The 23656-nt window shown below is 53.9% G+C and carries 23 protein-coding genes; 14 read left to right on the top strand and 9 right to left on the bottom strand.

Translation table 11 applies throughout. The annotated features are described in order from the left end of the window. Nucleotides 1–118 precede the first annotated feature (118 nt). Nucleotides 119–1390: a sporulation integral membrane protein YlbJ gene (ylbJ, locus tag NST26_RS26880; protein WP_340950391.1), complete on the bottom strand. Its 1272-nt coding sequence runs from the start codon at nt 1388–1390 to the stop codon at nt 119–121. A 441-nt stretch (nt 1391–1831) separates the two neighbouring features. Here ylbJ and NST26_RS26875 point away from each other — a divergent pair, with 441 nt between their 5' ends. Together NST26_RS26875 and NST26_RS26870 are read left to right on the top strand one after the other, a co-directional pair. Next, nucleotides 1832–2215, top strand: coding sequence for a globin domain-containing protein (locus NST26_RS26875; RefSeq protein WP_339250957.1), 384 nt, complete (start codon nt 1832–1834; stop codon nt 2213–2215). 29 nt (nt 2216–2244) lie between these two features. Next, nucleotides 2245–2949: a DUF2225 domain-containing protein gene (locus NST26_RS26870; RefSeq protein WP_235191738.1), complete on the top strand. Its 705-nt coding sequence runs from the start codon at nt 2245–2247 to the stop codon at nt 2947–2949. Nucleotides 2950–3069: 120 nt separating this feature from the next. Here NST26_RS26870 and NST26_RS26865 read toward each other — a convergent pair whose 3' ends face one another. Then, on the bottom strand, nt 3070–3300 hold the full coding sequence (locus tag NST26_RS26865) for a hypothetical protein (RefSeq protein ID WP_036722073.1): 231 nt from the start codon (nt 3298–3300) through the stop codon (nt 3070–3072). Further along, complete coding sequence (locus NST26_RS26860; protein WP_036722071.1) at nt 3297–3488, bottom strand: YycC family protein; 192 nt, start codon at nt 3486–3488, stop codon at nt 3297–3299. Before NST26_RS26860 ends, NST26_RS26865 begins: the two co-directional genes overlap by 4 nt. Before the next feature lie 105 nt (nt 3489–3593). Between NST26_RS26860 and NST26_RS26855 the strand changes: the two genes are divergently transcribed. Together NST26_RS26855 and NST26_RS26850 are read left to right on the top strand one after the other, a co-directional pair. Continuing rightward, entirely contained in the window at nt 3594–5393 is a 1800-nt protein-coding gene (locus NST26_RS26855; RefSeq protein WP_076081557.1) for a M3 family oligoendopeptidase, read from the top strand. A gap of 392 nt (nt 5394–5785) precedes the next feature. Then, nucleotides 5786–6160, top strand: coding sequence for an O-methyltransferase (locus NST26_RS26850; RefSeq protein WP_340827879.1), 375 nt, complete (start codon nt 5786–5788; stop codon nt 6158–6160). A gap of 114 nt (nt 6161–6274) precedes the next feature. Here the strand turns inward: NST26_RS26850 and NST26_RS26845 are convergent, their stop codons facing one another. Continuing rightward, entirely contained in the window at nt 6275–6508 is a 234-nt protein-coding gene (locus NST26_RS26845) for an alpha/beta-type small acid-soluble spore protein (protein ID WP_036701727.1), read from the bottom strand. A 102-nt stretch (nt 6509–6610) separates the two neighbouring features. Next, complete coding sequence (locus tag NST26_RS26840) at nt 6611–7582, bottom strand: aldose 1-epimerase (protein ID WP_340950393.1); 972 nt, start codon at nt 7580–7582, stop codon at nt 6611–6613. Nucleotides 7583–8029: 447 nt separating this feature from the next. Between NST26_RS26840 and trpS the strand changes: the two genes are divergently transcribed. Continuing rightward, on the top strand, nt 8030–9019 hold the full coding sequence (gene trpS / locus NST26_RS26835; protein ID WP_036722062.1) for a tryptophan--tRNA ligase: 990 nt from the start codon (nt 8030–8032) through the stop codon (nt 9017–9019). 1 nt (nt 9020) lies between these two features. Here trpS and NST26_RS26830 read toward each other — a convergent pair whose 3' ends face one another. Then, entirely contained in the window at nt 9021–9212 is a 192-nt protein-coding gene (locus NST26_RS26830) for a hypothetical protein (RefSeq protein ID WP_036701722.1), read from the bottom strand. Nucleotides 9213–9543: 331 nt separating this feature from the next. After that, nucleotides 9544–10548: a metal-dependent hydrolase gene (locus tag NST26_RS26825; protein ID WP_340950394.1), complete on the bottom strand. Its 1005-nt coding sequence runs from the start codon at nt 10546–10548 to the stop codon at nt 9544–9546. 206 nt (nt 10549–10754) lie between these two features. Between NST26_RS26825 and cyoE the strand changes: the two genes are divergently transcribed. Next, nucleotides 10755–11687: a heme o synthase gene (gene cyoE / locus NST26_RS26820; RefSeq protein ID WP_036722057.1), complete on the top strand. Its 933-nt coding sequence runs from the start codon at nt 10755–10757 to the stop codon at nt 11685–11687. Between the two features lie 31 nt (nt 11688–11718). Further along, the gene (locus tag NST26_RS26815) at nt 11719–12336 is read left to right on the top strand and encodes an SCO family protein (RefSeq protein WP_340950396.1); all 618 of its coding nucleotides are present in this window, start codon (nt 11719–11721) and stop codon (nt 12334–12336) included. A 107-nt stretch (nt 12337–12443) separates the two neighbouring features. On the opposite strand, the gene NST26_RS26810 is transcribed toward NST26_RS26815, so the two are convergent. Further along, nucleotides 12444–12803: a DNA primase gene (locus NST26_RS26810; protein WP_036722053.1), complete on the bottom strand. Its 360-nt coding sequence runs from the start codon at nt 12801–12803 to the stop codon at nt 12444–12446. A gap of 110 nt (nt 12804–12913) precedes the next feature. Further along, nucleotides 12914–14092: an MFS transporter gene (locus tag NST26_RS26805; RefSeq protein WP_340950397.1), complete on the bottom strand. Its 1179-nt coding sequence runs from the start codon at nt 14090–14092 to the stop codon at nt 12914–12916. Between the two features lie 253 nt (nt 14093–14345). On the opposite strand from NST26_RS26805, the gene NST26_RS26800 reads away from it, so the two are divergent. The 7 genes from NST26_RS26800 (at nt 14346) to NST26_RS26770 (ending at nt 23607) form a co-directional block, all read left to right on the top strand. Further along, a complete protein-coding gene (locus NST26_RS26800; protein WP_036722049.1) occupies nt 14346–14789 on the top strand; it encodes a hypothetical protein in 444 nt (147 codons plus the stop codon). 51 nt (nt 14790–14840) lie between these two features. After that, entirely contained in the window at nt 14841–15980 is a 1140-nt protein-coding gene (locus NST26_RS26795) for a transglutaminase domain-containing protein (RefSeq protein ID WP_340950399.1), read from the top strand. 150 nt (nt 15981–16130) lie between these two features. Then, entirely contained in the window at nt 16131–18197 is a 2067-nt protein-coding gene (locus NST26_RS26790; RefSeq protein WP_340950401.1) for a peptidoglycan D,D-transpeptidase FtsI family protein, read from the top strand. A 33-nt stretch (nt 18198–18230) separates the two neighbouring features. Continuing rightward, on the top strand, nt 18231–20345 hold the full coding sequence (locus NST26_RS26785; protein WP_340950403.1) for a peptidoglycan D,D-transpeptidase FtsI family protein: 2115 nt from the start codon (nt 18231–18233) through the stop codon (nt 20343–20345). A gap of 93 nt (nt 20346–20438) precedes the next feature. Then, nucleotides 20439–21218 carry a Cof-type HAD-IIB family hydrolase gene (locus NST26_RS26780; protein ID WP_036722039.1) on the top strand — a complete coding sequence of 260 codons (780 nt, stop codon included), beginning with the start codon at nt 20439–20441 and terminating at the stop codon, nt 21216–21218. A gap of 248 nt (nt 21219–21466) precedes the next feature. After that, nucleotides 21467–21952 (top strand): DUF456 domain-containing protein, encoded by a 486-nt coding sequence (locus tag NST26_RS26775; RefSeq protein WP_340950406.1) that lies wholly within the window; start codon nt 21467–21469, stop codon nt 21950–21952. 26 nt (nt 21953–21978) lie between these two features. Continuing rightward, nucleotides 21979–23607 (top strand): putative polysaccharide biosynthesis protein, encoded by a 1629-nt coding sequence (locus NST26_RS26770; RefSeq protein WP_209875896.1) that lies wholly within the window; start codon nt 21979–21981, stop codon nt 23605–23607. Nucleotides 23608–23656 lie beyond the last annotated feature (49 nt).

Raw genomic sequence — 23656 nt, 5'->3', positions numbered from 1 at the left:
TTTGTGTAATTCAGTCATACACCGATCATAATCAATCTTGACCCGGAACACAATATTAGCGCTGTGAAAAGCCGGAATCCGCTTCAGTGTTGCATCAGCAGAGCTGTGACATATCGAATTAGCTGCGGTGCGCATAAGATTGCCGCCACAGCTTCCCGAGCACAAAGACTACCAGAGACAGGGCCAGCATGACTGCGAGCAGAAGGCAGAGCAGGCTGATGCTGCTGATTAGAGCGGCTTCTGGAGCGGCCAGCCCGGAGGCGGCGGGTAGTATGGACCACTGACCAGCCAGTCCCGAGCTGACTACCGGCTTCCAGAGCAGGAGAAGCAGAACCGCTGAGAGGAGGGCATGCACCAGGCGGGCGGCCATGAACGGGAGATAGCGCAGTCCGGTACCGTTCAGGATACTGGCGACCTGTGCATGAACCGACAAGCCGCCCCAGGAGAGGATGAACGCTGCCGCCGCAGCCTTGAATTGCAGCGGCACGCCTCCGGCAGCTTCACCAGCCGACCGGGCGCCGAGCGTCACTTCGAATAAGCCGCTGACCAAGGCGGCTGAGAGCTCAGGCGGGAAGCCGGCCAGCGACAGCAGTCGTCCGGTCATGCTGAACAGGGCGGACATTACGCCGGCACGGGCGAGCAGCTCCATCAGCACATTGAAGAAGACAACCAGCCCGCCGACAACAATAATAAGCTGGAGTGAGGAGGTAATGGCACTCTTCAGCAGCTCGCCGAGACTTCTGCCGTCTACCCGGCGCGCATGTGCCATCGCGTTCAGGGCAGTCCGCAGCCTGCCGGGGCCTTGTCCTTCCGGAGATACAGAAGAGCTGCCTGAATGGGGGAGGGCGGTGTTCGCAGCTGCTGCTTCCGGCCTGCCCCGGCCATGGAAGGACATCAGCAGACCTACGATGAGCCCTCCCCCGTAATGGGCAAGGGCAAGCACAAGCCCCAGAGAGGCATCGTGAAAGAATCCGACAGAGACTGCACCCAGCAGGAAAATCGGGTCCGAGGAGGTCGTGAAGGCGACGAGCCGCTCGCCTTCGATTCTGCTGATCATTCCCTGCTCGCGCAGCTTGGCGGTTAATTTCGCGCCGACAGGGTATCCTGATACATATCCCATTGCTAGGGCAAAGCCGCCGCTGCCGGGTATATTGAAGAGCGGGCGCATCAGCGGATCAAGCAGAGCGCCGAAGAGATGGACGATGCCGAAGCCCAGCATAATTTCAGAGATGACGAAGAACGGGAACAGCGAGGGAAACAGCACATCCCACCAGACGGCGAGCCCGCGCAGCGCCGCATCCAGGGAGCTGGCGGGATGGACCAGCATCAGCAGCATACAGCCCGCCAGCACGATCCCGAGCAACGGGCTTGCGATTTTGTTCAGAGTCATCGGTTTCTCGCCTCCAGTTCTATGCTTAGTTGTATGCCGAAAGCTGGACAAACAGCACAAAAAAAACGAGGAAAACGGTTACATTTACCGGTGCTTTTTCATTGAAATTATGGTATTATAAACTTAATTAATGCACATCTTGTTGAGATAGATTTTCAGGGATGGAGTGATGGTGATGAGTGTAGTTGCCGGAGTGCTCGTTTGTGCTTTTGTATATGTGATCCGGGTCTCCCTTGTCCCGCCTGGTGATGAAGATTTTAGAACATACTGATTAGCTTACGAGCGCTGAACTCCGGTTTGGCGCCTTTTTTTTGTTCAAATTTTTATTTTCATAGGCTTAGCAGGCATGTCTTAAGGCAGGGATAACTGTGCAGCCTGTTTTTTGGTATAATGATAAGCAACTGCTTATCAGATTAATATGGAAGAAGGCGAAACCTCCAAATGAATCCGAAAGAGAGCCTGTATGACAGCCTGGGAGGCGCTGAGGGAATTCGCCGTCTGGTGACTGTGTTCTATGCCAAGGTGCAGCTTCACCCGCAGCTCAGTCCGTTATTCCCTGAAGATATTACTCCGGTGCTGGAGAAGCAATATCAGTTCTTGAGCCAATTCTTTGGAGGCCCTGCCCTGTTCTCCGAGCAGCACGGCCATCCCATGATGAGAGCCAGACATATGCATGTCCCCATCACTCCTGCTCTGGCGGAGGATTGGCTCGCCTGCATGAAGGCGGCGCTGGAGGAGATTGGTGTGGAGGAGTCCCTGCGTACGTTTGTCCTGAGCCGGCTGGCGGGTCCCGCCCATCATTTTGTCAATATGCCCCATGAATAAAGTGTAGTTGTGAAAGGATGAGGGCACCCGTGCCGGAATTAATACCGCTTTACTCGATCAAGGTTACCTGCTGTAACTGTGAACATGAATTTTCAACCTCAAGAGTACGTCCCAGCCTTAAGAAGGCCATCCGCCGCGATGCGGACTTCTGCTCCTATTACAAGGCGGAGAATCCCGATTATTATGTGGTTCGGGTCTGTCCAAAGTGCGGCTTTGCCTCCACGGAGAATTCTGCAGACAAGCTGGCTGACTGGCAGCGCAAGTCCTTCGATGCACAAGTAGGAAGACGGTGGCAAGCCCGCGACTTCGGAGAGAAGCGTAGCTGGGAGGAGGCGCTGGAGACGTACAAGCTGGCGCTGATCTGCGCGCAGAGCATTAAGGACAAGGAACGTATTATAGCCAGCCTGCTTCACCATATTGCCTGGCTGTACCGTTATCAAGGGGATTCGGTGCAGGAGCAGCGTTTCCTGGCCTATTCGCTGGATGAGTATGTGAAAGTGTTCGAGAATGATTCATCCGGTGGTAATGATGCGCGTCTGATGTATCTGATTGGTGAGTTGAACCGCCGGATCGGGGAGTTCGCCGCTGCTGTGCGGTGGTTCTCAAGGGTCATTAATGACCAGCGGATTACGGACGCGGCCATGATCCGGGCTTCGCGCGAGCAATGGGCCATTCTGCGTGAGCAGATGCGCGGGCTGGACGTTGATCCGGACGGGCTTCCCGCAGGTACATAGAAGGCGGAGTGAGGGTGTTAGAGTGTCTATCCGGTATACCGGAACGCAAAAAGGCGTAGAAGGGATGCCTCTTCTACGCCTCTGCCCGCTTAAGCGGGGCGAACTGCCGGACAACCGCGTTTAGCGGACCGCCCGGTCAAACAACAGGTAGTCATTGTCATTATCAATGACGGTGGGACTTGCACTGCAGCAGGGAAAGACCAGCAGCTTTTTTTTGCCGTCACGCACGTGCTGCAGCTCCCGCGGCTTCATCGGCAGAAGCACATTCTCATGGTCGCAGAAGGGGCAGTATTGCACGTACATGTCGCCAAGAATAATGTCATAAGGCCAGGTATGGCTGAAGGGGATCATTGCTTGTCCTTCTCGTCAGAGGGAGCAGGCACGCTGCCTTCGGGGGTCTCGCTAGCAGCTTTCTTGGATAATTCAGCGATCTTTTGCAGCAGGATATGTTGGGGCATATGCATCAGGTGTTCCAGCGGAACGCCGAGTTGTTTCGATAAGGTGATGGCCGTCTCCGGCGATATTTGCAGTGGCTTCATCAGGATGCCCTCCTTACAGTTAGTGGAGTATCATGATTCACTTTACCATGGCTGTACCGCAAATACAAAGAAAACTACTCTATAACGAAGGAATGGTGAGTATATATGAAACAACCGTTATCACTGACATGGGAGCTGGAATCGATTTTTCCGGGAGGCTCTGCCTCCCCGCAGTTTGAGAGCTTCCTGAGCCAGCTCGAATCCGATATTGAGCGCCTGCGCGCACAGGTGGCTGCCGCTGCCGCACCGGCTGATGCGGCTTCAACGAAGGGGCTGGACCCGGTCATTGAGCTGCTGCAGAGCTGTGCCGGACGCCTTACACAGGCCTCGGAATTCGCCGGCTGTCTGGGTGCACAGAATCAGCTCGACAAAGGGGCGGTGAGACTGTCCTCCAAGGTAACGGGGCTGCGCGCCGGTTATGAGGGCATCAGCTCTGCCTTCGATAACGTGCTCCGGCAGACCTCTGACGCGGTATGGGCCGAGTGGATGGCCCGGCCGGAGATTGCGCCGCTGAATTTCGTGCTCAGTGAGAGCCGGAATCTGGCCCGTGAGAAGATGAGCCCGGAACTGGAGAGCCTGGCACTTGAGCTTGCAGTTGACGGCTATCATGGCTGGAGCGAGCATTATGAGACGATTGTCGGACAGATTCAGATTCCTTGTGAAGAAGACGGGGAGCAGAAGCTGCTCTCTGCCGGGCAAGCCTTCAACAAGCTGGCGGATGAGAATCCTGAGGTCCGCAGTACGATGTTCCGCAAATGGGAAGAAGCCTGGGGCGGCGCGGCCGACTATTGTGCAGATACCTTGAATCATCTGGCAGGCTTCCGTCTGAAGCTGTACAAGGGCCGCGGCTGGGAGGATGTGCTGAAGGAGCCGCTGGGCATCAACCGTATGTCCCGTCAGACCCTGGATGTCATGTGGGATGTAATCACGAAGAGTAAGCCTGCCCTGGTATCTTATCTGAAGCGCAAGGCGGAGATTCTGGGTCTGGAGTCACTCGCCTGGGTCGATGTGGATGCGCCAGTCGGCAAGTCCTCCGGCAAAATTCCCTATGAACAGGCAGCCGCCGACATCGTGACCCAGTTCCGCAAATTCAGTCCGAAGCTGGCGGATTTCGCCGAACGCGCCTTCGACAAGGATTGGATCGAGGTCGAAGACCGGGCCGCGAAGCGTCCGGGGGGCTTCTGCGTCTCCTTCCCGGAGAGCAAGGAATCCCGCATCTTCATGACCTACAGCGGTACGCCGTCCAATGTATCCACACTTGCGCATGAGCTGGGCCATGCCTATCATTCCTTCCTGCTGGAGGACCAGCCGCTGTTCAACCAGAACTATGCGATGAACGTGGCGGAGACGGCTTCTACCTTCGCGGAGGTTATTGTATCGGATGCGCAGGTGAAATCTGCGACGGACAGTGAGGAGAAGCTGGCGCTGCTTGAAGCGAAGATCCAGAACAGTGTGGCGTTCTTCATGAATATCCATGCCCGCTTCCTGTTCGAGACCCGCTTCTATGAGAAGCGCAAGGCAGGTCTGGTAAGCAGTGAGGAATTGTCCGCGCTGATGGAGGAAGCCCAGAAGGAAGCCTTCTGCGGGGTTCTTTCCGAATATCATCCTCATTTCTGGGCGTCCAAGCTTCATTTCTATATCACAGATGTGCCGTTCTACAACTTCCCGTATACGGTAGGGTATATGTTCAGCACCGGTCTATACCGGCTCGCGCTTGAGGAAGGGGCTTCCTTTGCCGGTAAATATGACAGCCTGCTGCAGGATACCGGAGTGATGACGCTGGAGGATCTGGTGTCGAAGCATCTGGGCGTTGATCTGTCCAAGCCGGATTTCTGGCAGGGGGCTGCAGATTTAATCGTTGCCGATATTAATGAATTCCTGGAAATGACGGAACAACGCGGCTAAGAATTTGTCGAAAATGAGACGAAATGCTTTTTTACAGTAAAATGATGGCGGTTGAATATGGTGTGAATGTGCAAAGACCCCGGTTAAGGGGTCTTTTTATGCTGTTTATTTGTCGATAAATGGCGACAAAAGTTTGTATATTGCTATTAATACTAAATAATTTGCGCATTTATAGGGATTATAACCCAATTATGTTGAATAATGTTGTGCGTGTTTAATTAGTATCCTATAATGAGCCTAAAGCCTTATATAAGCGCTGCTAGACCCACAAAATTCAAACAACTGCTTACGAAGCAAGTGTTGTGTGAGGCAGAGCCATGAGGCTGCATCACCCACAAGACTTTTAGGAGGAAATGCATGTGAGGACGGAACAATTATCGCTTGCAAGACAGATGGATCTGGTATTTCATGAGCTGCAGGAGGAATTGTCAGGACTGAATTCAGGGACCGTATTTGTACAGATCAGGAATAATATCATCGGCAAGTTCGGGGTCCGCCACAATCCGCTCGCCGGACGCAGCGGAAGCTTCGCAGCCGGGCAGGAGGGGCTGACTTCAGGCCAGCAATCCTCATTCCGCGTCATGGCGCTGGAGAGCCTGAAATATAAAAAACGGTGGACACATGGAGAGATCAGCTATGAATTTGCTGTACGCCAGGGGATGGTGGTGGTGGATGCCACGCTGGAGTCCAATTACAATATGGCGAATCTGATGATCCGCTATCCGCGCAACAGCCACGGCGATGTCTCGGATCAATCCTTCGGCTGATTCTATATACATATAGAAAAGCCCCCCTGCGCTTCGACGAGAAGCGCGGGAGGGCTGTGAAGCTGCTCGGTCTATGCCTCACGGCTTAGACGGTTTGTAAAGATAAGGTAGCGATTACGAACGACCGGACAGTTGTTGCTCTGCCAGTTGCACCAGACGTTTGGTGATATATCCTCCCAAAGAACCTGTTTCGCGGGAAGTATAGTTCCCATAATAACCGTCAGCCGGGATAGTTACTCCAAGCTCTTGTGCTGCTTCATATTTCAACTGCTGCAGCGCTGCATTCGCTTGAGGAACGACCAGGTTGTTAGAACGGCTACCACGACTTTGTTGACCTGCTTGACCCATGTGTGCTCACCTCCTTCGCCCGTTGTGAAGATAGTATGAGCGCGGGAGGGAGAATTCATGCACGGATGTTGAAGTTTTATAGGATGGTAATTATTATGAAATTTATCGTTCCGGGTAGATCATCTGCAGGGTGCCCCCCAGCACCAGCGTCTGTCCGGGTTCAAGCGTGATCAGCCCGGTAGCGGAGGCGTCCTGCTGGAGATTAGGCGCATCCGGGAGCCAGGTGAGCGGTTCAATGCACAGGAACTGGTCGGCCTCGCCTTTGGTATAGAGAATCCAGTGGCGGAAGAAGTCAGTATCGGCTGAGTAACGCAGCCCGTATCCATCATCGCGCATCAGCACGGCCTCGGCAGGCTGGCCCTCTGCTATACGCAGGACGGTATCCAGGTCCGCACCTTGAAGATTCAGCCGGGTATGCAGGCTCGTAAGCTCTCCGAGCGGCAATAGCTGGCCGGTAGGCAGGAGATCCTCACTCAGCTCGCAGACGGCTCCGGCAGGAAGGGTTACATTCCAGCGGGACGGCGTTCCGTCAAGCATGAACCAGGTATGGTAGCCTGCGCCAAAAGGAATACGCTTGCTGCCGAGATGAGTGACCTTGAGCGTCTGCTGCAGCCGGTCATCCTGAAGCCGGAAGGTCATTTCAAGCTTCAGCGGCTCAGGGAATTGTCTGATCCACTCCGGATCATCTGTGGTTATGAACTCAGTGGTGACCGCGCAGCCGAACTCGTCCTCCTCAATATCACTGACACACCAAGCCTGGGCGCGGTGCAGCCCGTGAATATGATGTTCTCCCGCATTCCGGTCGAACTGGTAGCTTGTGCCGTCGAACAGGAAGCTTCCGCCGCGTATGCGGCCAGGCGGCACAAGAAGCGGAAGGCCGAAGTGATAAGGCTTCTGCATATATGATGCCAAGTCGCTTTCTTCAGGCTGACGGAGGATCTGCCGCTCCATGGTGCGGTCCCATAATGAAATTACGTTATTACCCAGCCTGGGCAGAAGCGTGACTTCCAGTTCCCGGCTATGCAAAATATACGTATCATAACCGTTCCATTGCCCTTTGGTCACCTGTTTCATAAGAGATATGCTCCTTTGATAAGCTGTAATCGGATTACATACACACGAATACCTTTATCATACCAGATTTATCCGGCGGAGGTTAGGGATTTGACAACTTCTCCAGGCCGATCTATGATGGAGGCATCAATTAACACAAGTAATGCGATGACAGGGACAAGTAAGCATGGACTGTACCTCCAGAAAGCCGGTGGCTGATGTGAACCGGTGGTGCACCTCTGACTGAATGGACCCTTGAGCGCCGCGCTCGAACAGGCTGCAGAAGCCCTAAGTAGACCGGCCGTCTCTTCCCCGTTAACGGAAGCCAAGGCTGTTTGCATAGATCCCTCCGGGGACTCCAGGCAGCGAATAAGGGTGGTACCACGGTCTCACGTCCCTTGCGGATGTGGGGCCTTTTTGCGTTCCTTGCACCAGCGGACAATTTTAATGATGATGGAGGATAAGAGGATGGCTAAAAAAGTATTGTCGGGCATACAGCCCAGCGGTTCACTCACACTCGGTAATTATATCGGGGCAATCAAGAATTTCGTCAAGCTTCAAAAGGAATACGAATGTTACTTCATGGTGGTCGATCTGCATGCCATTACGGTAGCCCAGGACCCCGCAGCCCTGCGCGAGAATTCGGAATCGGTAGCCGCGCTGTATCTGGCAGCAGGCATTGATCCATCGATCGCGCATGTCTACATGCAGTCCCATGTGCCGCAGCATGCCGAGCTGGGCTGGATTCTGACTACGCTCACTGCCATGGGTGAGCTGGAACGGATGACACAGTTCAAGGATAAGTCGGCCGGCAAAGAATCCGTAGGCGCAGGTCTGTTCGTCTATCCGTCGCTGATGGCCGCCGACATTCTGGTCTACAATGCGGATCTGGTACCGGTAGGCGAAGACCAGAAGCAGCATCTGGAGCTGACACGTGACCTGGCGGGACGCTTCAATCACCGGTTCGGTGACTTCTTCACCGTCCCTGAGCCTTACATTCCGGAGGTCGGGGCGCGGATCATGTCCCTGGATGACGGCACCAAGAAGATGAGCAAAAGCGATCCCAACCCCGGCAGCAGAATCGGACTCCTGGACCCGCCTGATGTAATCCGCAAAAAGATTAGCCGGGCCACAACGGATTCCGGCCGTGAGGTTATTTTCGACCCGGCGGCTAAGCCGGAGATCAGCAATCTGATGAGCATCTATGCCGAGTGCTCGGGAATGAGCCTGCAGCAGATTGCCGACAAATATGAAGGCCAAATGTACGGCGGCTTCAAAAAAGAGCTGGCTGAAGTGGTCGTAGCGCTGCTGGAGCCAATCCAGCAAAGATATCAGGACATCCGCAGCTCAGGGATGCTCAGCGATATTCTGGCTCAGGGTGCCGAAAGTGCACGTATAAGTGCCGCCCGTACCCTGGAGGGCGTGAAGGAACGGATGGGCTTCCTGCCTACCCGTTAAGTTAAGGGGTAGGCTGGTTGCTCTCCGCCTTGCGTCTCAGCCTGGCCTTGACGATGAAGCCCCAGCCGATGTTAAGCACGCACAGCGCGCCGAGCAGCAGCGCCAGCCAAATGTTATAGCTGATCGAGATGGAAGCTGCTGTGAGGAGTAGAATTGAAGAGCAGGCGAACCACAGTGACAGACCTTTACCCATATGTTCCAGCCTTCCTTTCTGCTTCAAATAATGTACAAGTGAATCCCGGTGTGCCTCGCAGCATGCCGGGATTTTACGTAAAGTGAGCGTATATAGGCTTTGACCTGTAAGCGCTTTTGAAATATAAGAATGTAAATGTTTCACACTGTGCATTGTCTTTATATTTCTCGCTGAAAGGGTACCGTCCTTTAAAAGGACGGCAAAGCCTTTCCACTTGTTGTTGATTGTGACTTATGCGGTCCCGGACGTCAAGAGGGTTGCCCAAGGCAGCCATTTCCTTCCTGGCTTCCGGGGCAACCCTCTCCATGGTGATTATCGTTTGCAAATCATACTACAGCTTGACGGTTCCCGGATCAACGGCGAAGCGCTCATCCAGCTTCTCGCTGCTCAGCCAGCCGACATAAGTATTCAGCGCTTTATACTCATGGTCCATTACCAGCACAGCCACGAACGGGAATTGCTTACGGTGTAAATAACGGACATCTCCCCAGCGTACAATATAACCAGAGGGCAGCTCCTCCACCTCCGCGACAGCGTACGAGGTGAAGTACAGGAAGGCCTGAATATCCGGATGGGATTTGGAACGCTCGACAGCGGGGTGAGTGGAGCACACCGCATGCTTGAACCATTCCAGCCGTCCGCTGTTCAGCAGCCCGACATTGTAGCTTCCGTCCGGCTTAGCTTTGACCAGATTCCACCGCGTTGGCGAAATGGTTGGGATCACATAGTAACGGTCGCCTGCATTATGGTGAACATCCTTGTTCTTGATGCTGCGGGTAATGCGGGCATGAACGAGGGTCCGCCAGATGTAGTACAAGACGATGCAGGCATACAAGGTGATGAACAGGGGAGCGGGCGGCACCAGTCCGCTGATCCAGAGAATAATCGCCGCTGCATGGCTGCCGAAGATAAACGGATCGAAAATATGGATGATGTTCCAGGCGATCCATTTCTCGGTGAACGGGCGTGCGGCCTGAGTCCCGTAGGTGTTGAACAGATCGGAGAATACATGGACGGCAACGCCGATGAAGCTCCAGAGTGCGATATGGCTTAAGGTGCTCAGGTCCGTGAAGCCGAACAACGGCCCGATGACCACGGTGATCAATGCCGGCCACAGCAGTAAGAAGGGCAGGGAATGGGTGATCCCCCTGTGATTGCGGATGTATACCGCGTTATCCTTCAGACGCAGGGCGGTATCGGCATCCGGTGCCTGAGAAGCCAGTACAGTAGCTACCATCACCGCTCCGGCAAGCGTTCCATTCGAAGCGACGAGCGGATCGACGAAGGACAGACCTGCAAGTCCAAGTCCCATAACAAAATGTGTGGCAGTATCCATTAGTCAGATCTCCTTTGTACGGAAGTTCTCTATTAATAACTACCCATTATTGGGCTAAGTTATTTAAGGACGGGAAAATAAATATCGTCACGTAATTGTCGAATTAATGAACATCTTGGTCAATGATTGTCAAAGTCTTTCCCAGTTTGCTATGATAAAGTTAATAGCGGAGTGTAAGAAGTTCCCTAGAAGGAGGAACCCGATACGTGGACAATCAATTGAGATATCAAGCTTCTTCTGATTCCGCATCAATGTCTGCCAAGTCTCCACCGGAAGGTGCAAGCTGGCGCGACTTTATTACCGTTACAAAGCCCGGGATTATCCGCTCCAATCTGATTGCGGCATTCGCAGGCTACTGGGTGGCATCAGGCTGGGATGTACAGTATGGCCGCCTGATTCTGACTTTGCTCGGCACCATGCTGGTCATGGCTTCAGCCTGTGTCTTCAATAATTATTTTGACCGCGATTTGGATATGAAGATGGAACGGACCCGGGAACGCGGGCTGCCTACAGGAAGGCTGAAGCCGACAACGGTTCTTATCTATGGCATTGGGCTCGGCATTGCCGGGCTGGGCGTGCTGTTCGCCTTCTGCGGCGTACTAGCCGGATTATTCGGCATAGTCGGCATGTTCGTATATGTTGTAGTGTACACCCTTTGGCTCAAAAGAACCTCCACCTGGAGCACCTCGGTAGGTGCGATCTCGGGAGCCATGCCTCCTGTCATCGGCTATGTGGCTGTTACAGGAACAGTGGATCTCGGCGCCTGGCTGCTGTTCGCAATGCTCTTTTTGTGGCAGCCGCCCCATTTCTGGGCCCTTGGCATCCGCCGCAAGGAGGAATACAGAGCAGCAGGATTTCCGCTCCTTCCGGTTGTGAAGGGGACGCGCCGCACCAAATTCCAGATGATTCCTTATGTGGCATTGCTGCTACCGGTGCCTGTGCTGATGTACGCCTATGATTATGCAGGTATATATTATCTGATTGTATCACTGGGACTGTCGGTGGCATGGCTCTACTTAACTCTAATCGGATTCAAGGCAAAGGATGATGAGGTATGGGCGAAGAAAAGCTTCCTCTTCTCCATTAATTATCTGACCTTAAGTCTGATTGCCCTGGTGCTGAATACCATTCACGTGTAAGTATTCTTAGGATAGAGGGGGAGGGCGTCCTGTGCAGACCTTGAAGCGCTACAAGTGGACCTGGCTGCTGCTGCTGATTGCAATAATTATGGCTGGCTATCTGGCAGTCCAATCCTTTGGGTTCGGTGAGAAGAAGCTGCCTGTCATAGGTCAGGTACAGGACTTCTCTCTGGAGAATGTGGACGGGAAGCAGATCAGTCTGGCGGATACGGCAGGCACAGCAAGGCTGGTCTATTTCTTCTTCACGGTCTGTCCCGATGTGTGTCCGATTACCACCTATATGCTGTCAGAGACGCAGGATATATTGGTTAAAGACGGCAGCTTCGGCAAAGACGTTGAATTCGTCTCGATATCTTTCGATCCGAAGAATGATACAAGGGAAGCGATCAAGGCCTTCGCCGACAAGTTCCATGCCGATTATAACGGCTGGTACTTCCTGCGGGGGGATCAGGAGCAGGTACGCAAGCTGGCAGCGGAGTCCTTCAAGGTGCTGATCTATGGCACGAGCAAGGATGATTTCGCCCACGCGAACCTTATTGGCCTGGTGGACAAGAACAACCGGCTCCGGGGATTGTACGATGCCGGGGATACGGAGAAAGTAACGCCGGAGTTCCTGGCCAGAACGGTTAAGAAGCTGGCCCGTGAATAGCACAGGAACGCAATAAACGAGGGTGTCCGTGGAGCAGTGGAGCTGCTGCACAGGACACCCTCGTTTTGTGGTGAAAGGTTAAGAATGTATATGCTTCATGCGATGAATTATCCTTCTATACCCTGCGGATACGGCTGGGGGTAAATAATGAAATCTTCAAGTCCGGCCTTCTCCAGCTGGGTGATGTTATATTCATCCGGAGTCCCTTCCACGCCGGCATAACCCTTGCGGGTATACATATGAATGGCATCGGGAAAGGCATCACGCAGGACTGCACGGATTTTTTTGCCTGAGCTGTCATTGTCCATGTACAGGTAGACTTCCCCGTCCCGGATGGTATTCCGCAGGGATTCCAGCTTCAGGGTATTCAGCGTACCGAAGGTGCACAGAATGTCGACCTCTGGTTCAAGCAGCCGCCTCAGTCTGCTGCGGTCGTTCTTGCCTTCGACAATAATGGTGATGGACATATGCAATCAGCCCCCGGATCTTAGTTGTTATGACGATATTGTACCTAAGCTGCGCTATTTTTAACAGCTTGGCGGAACAATATGTATTCATTCCCCGGGAAATGTCGCATTCAGGCGGCCGGGCTGTTCCAGCCGGGAGCGTAGGAAGAGAGACGGCCGGATCTGCCCGGAGGCAGCAGCATAAGGGCTGTCATCAGCAGCACGAAGGCGATGAAGTACGGGGACACGTACTCCCTTAGCTGCCCGGCAGCGACGGGTCCGGCGAAGGCTCCGAGGGACATGGCGATGGATTGCAGCGAGAAGGTCCGGCCCAGCCGTCCTGCGCCGCCCAGACTGATGAAGAGGGAGGCCATAGCCGGGAACAACACGCCTTTGGCAGAGCCGAGCAGGAAGAGAATCACTCCGGCCGGGATGCTGCGGAAGGCAGCCAGGGTGAAGAAGCAGAGAGCCATTCCCAGCAGGGCAGCGGCAATCCGGATGCCCGGCGAGAGGCGGTTCAGGAAGAACAGGCAGAGGGTCGCCAGCGCTCCAAGGCTGAGCAGGGAGAGCAGAATTCCGGTAGATACCATCCCGTCTTGTCCTTGTGACAGCGGAAGCTCGAAGAACAGTACGCCCTGGGAGCAGGATACGAAGAAGGGCAGCAGATAGTAACGCCTGGAGACAGCAGGCTGGCCGGTAGCGGCCGCCCCAGACGGCAGATTCTCCTTCACCGGGAGTACTGGCCCCGGCAGGGCCAGGGCCGGATTATGCTTCGGCACACTGAAGAAGGCCATCACACCGGTGAAGATCAGGAGCCACCCCAATGTACTGAACGTGCCGGAGTAACCGGCTTTGGCGACGATGAAGGCTCCGGCGGCAGGGGAGACAACCGAAGCTAGCGTGTGAATAATTCCGTTGCCTGACATGTATTTACCCTGGGTCGCAGGGTCAGACGAGAGCGAGGCCAAGAGGGTCATACAGGCAGGGGAGAGGAACGCCAGAGCGAACCCGCTCGCTGCCCGCAGCAGGAGTAGATGCCAGGGCAGCTGGGCATGCGCCTGCAGAAGCAGGATCAGACCTGCTACAGTAAGGGCGAATACGATATAGCGGCGGCTGCCGTTGCGGTCTACAAGTACACCGGCCAGCAGATTGCCCGGGAGGTGGGTCAGGGAATACATCCCCATCATCCAGCCGATGAAGGCCGGGCCCGCTCCCAGGGACATGGCAAAGGGTGTCAGGATAGGGTACTGGGCATGTAAATCGAAGAACGCCAGGAACATGAAGAGGTACAGCCACATTGCAGTTTTCACGGATAACACCTCCAGATTAGCGGCCAGCCGCTGATGACGGAACGGATTCCAGCAGAGGGAACAGCCTACTTGTACTTTACGTGCGGCAGCGGGGGCTTATACCATTTTCTTGGCCAGCCTCTGTATGCAGTTCTGCATTCCGGCAACCATGAATTATAAAGGTCATTCATGTATAATAATTAATATTAATGAAATGTCTGACGGGACAGCGTCCCGGAGTGGCGAAATTTGCGATTGGGGTGTTGTGAAATTGATGAATCCGGAAGTGTGGTCACAGTTTATCAGAGAGAATTGGCTTGTTATCGTTATTGCGCTTGTCCTGCTGTTCGCAGTCGTTAACATCGTTAAGACTATGCTGAAATGGGCTATCGTCGTCGTTATTGTGGTGGGGTTATTCATTTATAGCGGGGTGACCATGGATCAGATCGGTAATGCCGTTAACAAAGTGGCGGACGGGACAGTCAGCACGCTGAAGAATGAGGCGCAGGAGGTTATGCTCAAAGAAGCGCAGGAGGCGGTCTATACCTCTGGCGGTGACGGCACCTTCACCATCACTACTCCTAATTTGGAGGTGAAGGGCTCTGCTGCAGAGGACAAGGTGGAAGTGGTCTTCCGCGGAGTCAGCCTCGGGAAGTGGAGCGTTACGGATACAACCAAGACCTTCATCGACGAAGCCCGGAAGCAGGCGGGCAAGTAATAGTGCAGCGGGCTCAGGGTTACCTGCAGCAGCAGAAGGAGGAGTGATTCATTGAATACCTGGATAGAAAGTCTTCGTGAAGCCAATATCATCTCCATTGTTCTGCTGCTGATCGTCCTCTTCTCTGCACTGCAGGGCTGGGGCCGGGGCTTCCGCAGAGCAGCCGGAGGGCTGTTCGGCATGCTCGGATCAGGAGTGCTTGCGGCAGCTTCGCTGGTGATGGCGATTCCCGCAGCCGTATACCTCTCGCCTGCTGCCGGGAACTGGGCTTCCGGCATTACTCCGCCGGAGGACAAGCTAAGCCAATGGCAGCAGCTATATTATACCGGTGCCTCTGTACTGGCGAATTCACCGGTAGTGCGGTTTCTGTTGCTGCTCTTGCTGTGCTATACCTTGATTCGTCTGCTGCTGGGTCTGCTGTTCCTGCTGCTGCCGTTTCGCCTGCCGCGCCAGTCCGGGAGGGGTTCGGGGCGGATCACAGGCGCCAGCCGGCTGGTCGGGGCAGTGCTTGGCACCGCCGCAGGGCTTACCCGGGCCATGGTGCTGGTCTTTGTCCTGTTCATCAGTGTCGCCCTGAACCCGGACAGCGGCTTCAGCCGCTATGTGCAATCATCACCGGTCTACAGCCAGAGTGCGGAAGCGGTATTTGAGCCGCTGGCCGGTGAACAGGTCAGAGGCAAGCTTCCGGTACTGACCAAGGCGGTAGCCGCCGAGATGAGTGACATTCTCCGTCGTAAATATGAGGTGATTGACCATGATATTTCGGCGGATATTGCCGGTGCAGCCGCAGAGATCGCCGGACAAGCAAGCGGCGATGAAGAGAAGGCCAGGCTGCTCTATGACTGGGTAGGCTCGCGTATTGCCTACGACTATAACAAGGCGAAGAATTATGAAGAGAGACGGATCTGGCACGAGCAGACCCCGCAGGATACGATGGATACACGGCTTGGGGTATGCATTGATTACGCGCGGCTCTATGCCATGATGGCCCGCTCGCAAGGTCTTCAGGTGCGTGTCGTCACCGGCAAGGGCTATGACGGTCAAGGCGGTTATGGCCCGCATGCCTGGAATGAGGTCTATATCAGCAGCAGCGCAGCCTGGATTCCGCTCGATTCCACCTGGGCCAGCAGCGGCAACTGGTTCAATCCGGGGGATTTCGACTCCACGCATATCAAGGAAAACGTCCTCTGAGAAGGAAGCGGACGCTCTTGTATCTATGGTACAATAACAGCGGGCAAGTGGAAACGGCTGTGCCGTCTTTTCAAAGGACGGTACTGTTAGCTCTTGCCCGTGATCTGACGGATAAGCAGTACTGCAAACCATACAAGGAGAGGACTTGCTGTGAGATGGTTCGGTAAGCCGGGCTCCGGCCCGGGTGATGGAGAGACCCGCAACTACCTGAGCTTACGCATAAATCTGTTTTTCTTCGGCACTTTTTTTATTTTTGTGATCATTATGATCCGGCTTGCGGGACTGCAGTTTGTAGAGAGTCCCGAGCTTAGCGAGGTGGAGGCCAGCCGGGAGACCAAGGATGTTCCGCTTGCGGCGATCCGGGGGACTATTCACGCGGCGGGCGGGGAAGACATCGCCCATTCCACACCGATTCAGTCGCTATTCGTTACGTTAACCCAAGAATACACCGCGAAGGTCAAGAATAAGAACACCGGCTTATATGAACCCACCGCTGAAGCCAAGGAGAATACGAAGGCGCTGGTGGCGGGGCTGTCATCCGTTTTTGAACAGTATGGGGATCCCTCTGCGAAGAAGCTGCTCAAGGAGGATATCCTGCAACTGCTGGACCTTGATTACAAGAAGTCACTGGGGTATGTACCGCGCAAGATCAAGGCCGGTCTTACGATGAAGGAAGTCGCCCATCTGATGGAGAACAGGCAGCGTTATCCCGGGGTGTCAGTGGTGGAGGAGAGTATCCGCCATTATGACAAGGACACGGTGGCTGTCCAAACGGTTGGTTATATGAAGCAATTCCGTTCTACAGAAACAGGATATAATTTATACAAAAATATCCGCAGCGCCATGAAACAAACGGGTGCGGACCCGGGACTTAGCTACAGGGAAGATGAGTTCGTCGGCATCTATGGTCTTGAACAGCAATACCAGCGCGAGCTTAGAGGGAAGAACGGGTATCAGACGATCTCAGTCAATGCCCAGAATATGGCCGAAGAGGTTATTGCGTTGGTCCCGCCCGTCAAGGGCAACGATATCTGGATGACGATTAACAAGCAGGTGCAGATGAGCACAGAACAGGCGATTATGGATCAGCTCAACTGGCTGCACCGCAACCCTGTACAGGGGAAGCTTCATAAGGATGCGCTCACCGGCTATGCCGTTGCGATGGAAGTCGATACAGGCAATGTAGTGGCAATGGCGAATATGCCGGACTATGATACGAATGTCTGGAATGCCGAGAGGCTACCGCCAGAAGAGTGGGCCAAAATTGAGGACTATTATCAGAACGGGACGATTACCGATATTTCCTCCGGTATCTCCGGCAACGGACTGAAGTCATTGATCTACCTGGGTTCCACGATTAAGCCGTTAAGCGTCCTGATCGGTCTGGAAGAAGGCTTATTCACTACCGGTGATACTTACATGGATAAAGGAATTGGTTATTTCGGTAAAGATAACAGCTCCTCCGTGAGGAATTCCTCCGGCCATGTCCTGGGCCCGCTTAGTCCGGCGAAGGCGATTCAGGAATCCTCGAATGCTTTTATGGTAGAGTGGGTCGGTAATGCCCTGTACAAGAAGTATCCGGGAGAAGGCATTGCCATATGGGATAAATATATGAAGGCATTCGGGCTTGGGGTATCTACGCAAAGCGGGCTTCCGGGTGAAAGTCCCGGGGTTGCCGATTATCTTGATCCCAAGAAGGCAGGCTCTGCCCAAGCGGCGCTGGTCTATGCCTCCTTCGGCCAGAAGGGGAAATACACCGCACTGCAGCTTGCCCAGTATACGGCAACACTTGCGAATGAAGGCGTGCGGATTAAGCCCCAGCTCGTCAGTAAGATTACAGATCCCGATGGGAAGACGGTTAAGCAATTTGGACGGGAAGTCCTGGACAGCATCTCGTTTCACCCTTCTTACTGGAAGGAGATCAAGCGCGGGATGAATACTAAGGTTAAGGCGTTTGACGGATTCCCGTATGACTTCGCCCGCAAGACAGGAACCTCTGAGATGGAAGCCTTCGGGGCCATCCGTGACAACGGGGTGTTCATTGCTTATGCTCCGCGTGAGCATCCTAAGCTTGCGGTGGCCGTGATTATTCCGGAAGGCGGCTTTGGAGCGAACAGTGCCGCACCGGTAGCCCGCCGGATTTTTGAAGCCTATGACCAGGAGTATGGACTGGATGGAGTCCCTAAGAAGAATGTGCCAGAGTCAAGGGTGGATTAAACGGTTTATTTTGATGTAGAGGAGTGAAAAACTGTGGGTGTTTTCCGAAAGCAGGCCTCCCCCCCGGAAGAGAAGGACAGCAAGAGCTCGCTTGGCCTGCGGCTTAACGTGTTTTTCTTCAGCACGTTTGTTATTTTTTGTGTCATTATTATTCGCCTCGCAGTTATTCAATTTGTGGAAGGACCGACGCTGACCGAGGTAGAGACCAGCCGGGATACCAAAAGTGTCCCGCTCGCCTCCATCCGCGGAGGCATCCGCGCAGCTGCAGGCGAGCAAATTGCCTACTCCACCTCCGTTCAAACGCTGTATGTTACGCTTACGAAAGAATATACAGCCAAGGCGGTGGACAAGGAGACGGGGATCAGCTCGCTGAAGCCGGAGGCAAGAGCCAATGCGTATGCGCTGGCGAATAATCTGGTTGCGAAATTTGACGAATATGGCGACCCGAACGGCGAGAAGCTGACCGTTAATGAAGTGATTAATTCTCTGGATTTATATTTCAAGAAATATTCGGGCTATATGGCCCGCAAGATCAAATCCGGTCTGACCACCAAGGAAATCGCCTATTTCATGGAGCACAAAAGCGAGTTCCCCGGTCTGGAGATCGTAGAAGAAGGCGTGCGTCATTACGACAAGGATACCGTTGCCGTGCAGACGGTCGGCTATATCAAGCCCTTCAAATCCTCCAACACGCTCAACATCTACAAGAATATTCAGAGCGCGATGAAGAAGATCGGCGCAGATCCCGGCCTGAATTATAAAGACGATGAATTCGTCGGCTTCGACGGTCTGGAGCTGCAATACCAGCGGGAGCTGCGCGGCAAGAACGGCTATCAGGTCATCTCGGTGAATCCGCAGAACATGGCCGAGAAGGTGGAAGAGGTAGTGCCGCCTGTCAAGGGTAATGATATCTGGATGACGATTGACAAGAATGTTCAGCTTAAGACGGAGCAGGCCATCACCGAACAGATTAATTGGCTGCACCGCAACTCTGTACAGGGTAAGACTCATCCTGACGCCAAGACAGGCTACGCCGTGGCGATGGAGGTCGATACCGGCAATATTGTGGCCATGGCCAGTATGCCGGATTACGATACCAATGTCTGGACAGCGGAGAAGCTGGATTCAGATACCTGGAACAAGATCATGGGCAATTACCAGAACGGGACGATCACCCCGTATTCTTCCGGCCTGTCCGGTCATGGATTCGGCTCCACAGTGCTGCTCGGTTCCACCATTAAGCCTCTGACGGTGCTGATTGGTCTGAATGAAGGCTTCTTCAGTACCTCCTCTACGTACACTGACAAAGGGATTGCTTATTTCGGTAAGGATGATAAATCCTCTGTCCGAAATTCCTCGGGTCACGTATACGGCCGGATGGGTCCGGCTAAGGCGATTGAGGATTCCTCCAACGTGTTCATGGTGGATATGGTCGGTAAGAAGCTTTATGAGCATTACAAGGGTGAGGGCATTAATATCTGGGATAAGTATATGAAAGAATTCGGCCTGGGCGTATCTACGCAGAGCGGTCTGCCTAATGAATACCTGGGACAGATCAACTACACAGATACTAAGGCAGCGGGCAGTGCGCAAGCCGCGCTGGTCTATGCCTCCTTCGGACAGCAGGGCCGTTATACGGTGCTGCAGCTAGCCCAGTATGCCTCGACGCTTGCGAATGAAGGGGTGCGGATTAAGCCGCAGCTTGTCAGCAAGATTACGGATTCAGCGGGCAAGGTGGTCAAGAAGTTTGAGCGCGAGGTGCTGGATGAAGTGACGACCTTTGACAAGTCCTATTGGAGAGAGATTAAAAAGGGCATGAACAGTAAGGTCTCCGCATTCGCAGATTTCCCTTATGATTTTGCCCGTAAGACAGGGACCTCACAGCAGCTGGGAAAAGGGCAATTACGCGATAACGGGGTATTTATTGCCTTCGCCCCGCGTAATAATCCTAAGTTAGCGGTGGCTGTGGTCATTCCGGAAGGCGGCTTCGGCTCCAACAGTGCCGCTCCGGTTGCGCGTAAAATTTTCGATGCTTATGATTGGGAGTACGGACTGGACGGTGTGCCTAAGAAAAGCCTGAAAACAGCGAACTCAAATGACGGCGCTGCTTCCGGTGACAGTGCCGATAATACTCCTGCAACAAACTGATGATATTATAATCGAGTAGGAGATGGATCTGCGTAATACCAAATATACGGTTGCCTTCAAACGAAAGAGCAACCAAGAATGGAGGGGTGGCAAATGACTGCCAAATACCGCCTGCTAGCATTGGATATGGATGGAACCCTACTGAACGACGAACAGAAGATTACCCCGCTTACGGTGGAATGGATCAAAAAAGCGATGGAAGCCGGCGTACATGTCTGCCTGTCTACCGGACGCTCCTCGCGCAGTGCGATGCCGTATGCTGAACAGCTTGGCTTGAACACTCCGATGATTATGGTCAACGGAAGTGAAGTCTGGCGTGCGCCTCATGAGCTGTATCGCCGGTCCCTGATGGATGTTGAACTGGTCCGGGAGATGCACAAGATCGCTGAAGAATTCGATATCTGGTTCTGGGCCTACTCCGTAGATGAAGTGTACAACCGGGATAGCTGGGACGGGGAGATTGACAGCAGGGAATGGTTGAAATTCGGCTATTCCACCGAGGATAACGATATCCGTCATAAGCTGCTGATGCGCCTGCAGGAGCTGGGCGGGCTGGAGATCACCAACTCCTCGCCGTTCAACCTGGAGATTAATCCGCTTGGCGTCAATAAGGCTTCAGGCATACTTGAAGTATGCAAGCTGCTCGGCATTAACATGTCCCAGGTTGTTGCCGTAGGCGACAGCCTCAACGACCTGGCAGCGATCCAGCAGTCCGGCTTCGGAGTGGCTATGGGCAATGCGCAGGAAACTGTTAAGCAGGAAGCGGATGCGGTAGTAGCTACGAATAATGAAGACGGGATCGCGGAAGTGATCCAGAAGTACATCCTGACAGAGGCCGGAACCTCGGCCGGTAGAGTGTCGAAACGAGCTTAAGATTACTGAGAGACAACAATATAGGTGGGAGTAACGGAGGGGAAGTTTGAGCTGTAGGAGCGGTAGCGACCGCCTGAAAGCTTTCCGTAGGAAAGCTAGCTTCGGAAGCATCAGCAGTCACCGGATTTCCACCGCTAACAGCGGTTTGAATCAAGAAATCTGGTGACAACAGCGGCCGGAAGCCAAACATTCACCGCAGTTACGACCCGCACCATTGATAGCTATCTAAACTTAAGGAGTTGAGGGAATTGACAATTCTGGGCTGGATTCTGATCATTGCTTTGTTCGCAATCGGGCTGGCGGGGGCGGTATATCCGATCCTGCCGGGGGCGCTTGCGATTTACCTGGCTTTCTTTGTATATGGCTGGTTCTTTTCCTTCGACTCCTTCGGTCCCTGGTTCTGGATTGCCCAGACCCTGATCGTTGTCGTTCTGTTCGTTGCCGACTACGTGGTCGGGGCCTGGGGCGTCAAGAAGTTCGGCGGCTCCCGCGCTTCGGTGATCGGCAGCACCATCGGTCTGATTGCCGGTCCGTTTGTGATTCCGGCATTTGGCCTGCTGATTGGCCCGTTCGCAGGTGCCTTCATCGGCGAGCTGATTGCTGGCGAGAAGGCCGGCAAAGCGGTTAAGGTCAGCTTCGGCGCTCTGCTGGGGCTGTTCAGCAGCACAGTCGTCAAGATTATTCTGCAGATTGCTATGATCGTCCTCTTCTTTATCTGGATCGGGCGTTACTAAATTTATTGTGAAGAAGGCGAAACAGCTTGTCCACCAAGAAAGAATCCTTTGTCAAAGGCACGCTTATTCTGGCGGCAGCCGCACTGGTGGCCCGTGTCCTCGGGCTTGCCCAGCGGGTGCCGCTGGAGCATTTATTCAATGAAGTCGGTAACGCTGCGTTTACACAAGCCAACAACGTGTATCTGCTGCTGCTGCCGCTGGCGACAGCTGGAATTCCCAGCACACTTAGTAAAATGGTGTCCGAGCGCTATGCGCTGAACCGCCCGCAGGAAGCACAGCAGGTGTACCGGGCGGCGCTGATTTTTGCGGCTGTGGTTGGTGTGCTTATGAGTGTGGCGCTCTACATAGCTGCTCCTTATTATGCGGAATCCAGCAAGGTTCCCGAGAGTACATTGGCCATACGGGCGATTGCCCCGGCGCTGCTGCTATTCCCCGCGATCGCGATGATGCGCGGGTATTTCCAAGGGCGTAACAATATGATGGCCGGCGGCATCTCACAGATTGTTGAGCAGATTGCCCGGGTATCCACGGCCATTCTGCTTGCCTTCATTCTGCTGCGCCAGGGCTACAGCAACACCTGGATGGCAGCAGGCGCATCCTTCGGGAGTGTGCTCGGCAGTATCGGCGCCTTTGGCGTGATGCTGTATTATGCCATGAAGCTGCGCCGCAGCGAGGAGAAGGTTGCATTATATGAATCGAGTGAGGCCCGTATCCCGCTGCTGAAGATTTACAAGGATATTTTCAAGCTGTCCATACCGATTGTATTGTCTTCCGTTACGGTGCCTGTAGTGAACTTCATTGATACTACCTTTATTGTGCCGCTGCTTAGCGGACAAATCGGCTTGAAGGAAGCCACGTGGACACTGGGGATCTTCGGCAGCCGGGCACAGAGCGTGGCCGGGATTCCTCCGGTCTTGTCGATCGCCCTAAGTGCATCGCTGATTCCGATTATATCTGCCGCCTTCGCCCGCAAAGATGAACAGCACCTGCAGCGTCAGGTCACACTTGCCATGCGGGTGTCCATTCTGACCGGCACACCGGTTGTGCTCTCCCTGGTCGTGGCTGCTTATTCTGTGAATGGCCTCTTGTTCAAGACACTCGATGGAAGCGGCATTGTGGCGATGCTGACGCTGGGTACCATTTTCCAGATTACGATGATGACCACGAACTCGATCCTGCTTGGAATGGGCAAATCGCGGATATCGATGTATTATGTACTTGTTGGTATCCTCGTGAAGTTTGGCTCCAATTTCCTGTTCAGCCAGTGGTTCGGCATCTACGGCATTATCGGCTCTACGGCATTGTGCTTCATTGTCATTACACTGCTGAATCTGCGGATGCTCAAAAAAATCGTACCCTTCTCCATTCTCGGCAAACGCTGGGGAGGCTTCTCCATTGCGGTTCTGGCCTCGGCAGGCATCGGCTATGGTCTGAATGAAGCAGGCCTGTTGATGACTGATCTGATGCCGGCCCGTCTGGCCTTCCTGATCACCTGTCTGGTGGTTGGAGCGGCAGTCGTGATTGTGTATCTGGTTCTCCTGATTATTCTGGGTGTACTCAGCAGCCAGGAGATTGCCGGTTATCCCCGTCCGCTGCGCAAGCTGCTGGGTCCTTTAATGAAATTGCAGCCCGCCCGTGTTCGTGCCGGTGAATAATGATGTTTGACTTATTCCGTACATTTTGCTTCACTTAAAGAGCAAGCTT

It is taken from the genome of Paenibacillus sp. FSL R7-0128 (assembly GCF_038002245.1).
GTDB classification, from domain to species: domain Bacteria; phylum Bacillota; class Bacilli; order Paenibacillales; family Paenibacillaceae; genus Paenibacillus_AQ; species Paenibacillus_AQ silagei.
This window is presented reverse-complemented; position numbering and strand designations above follow the sequence as displayed.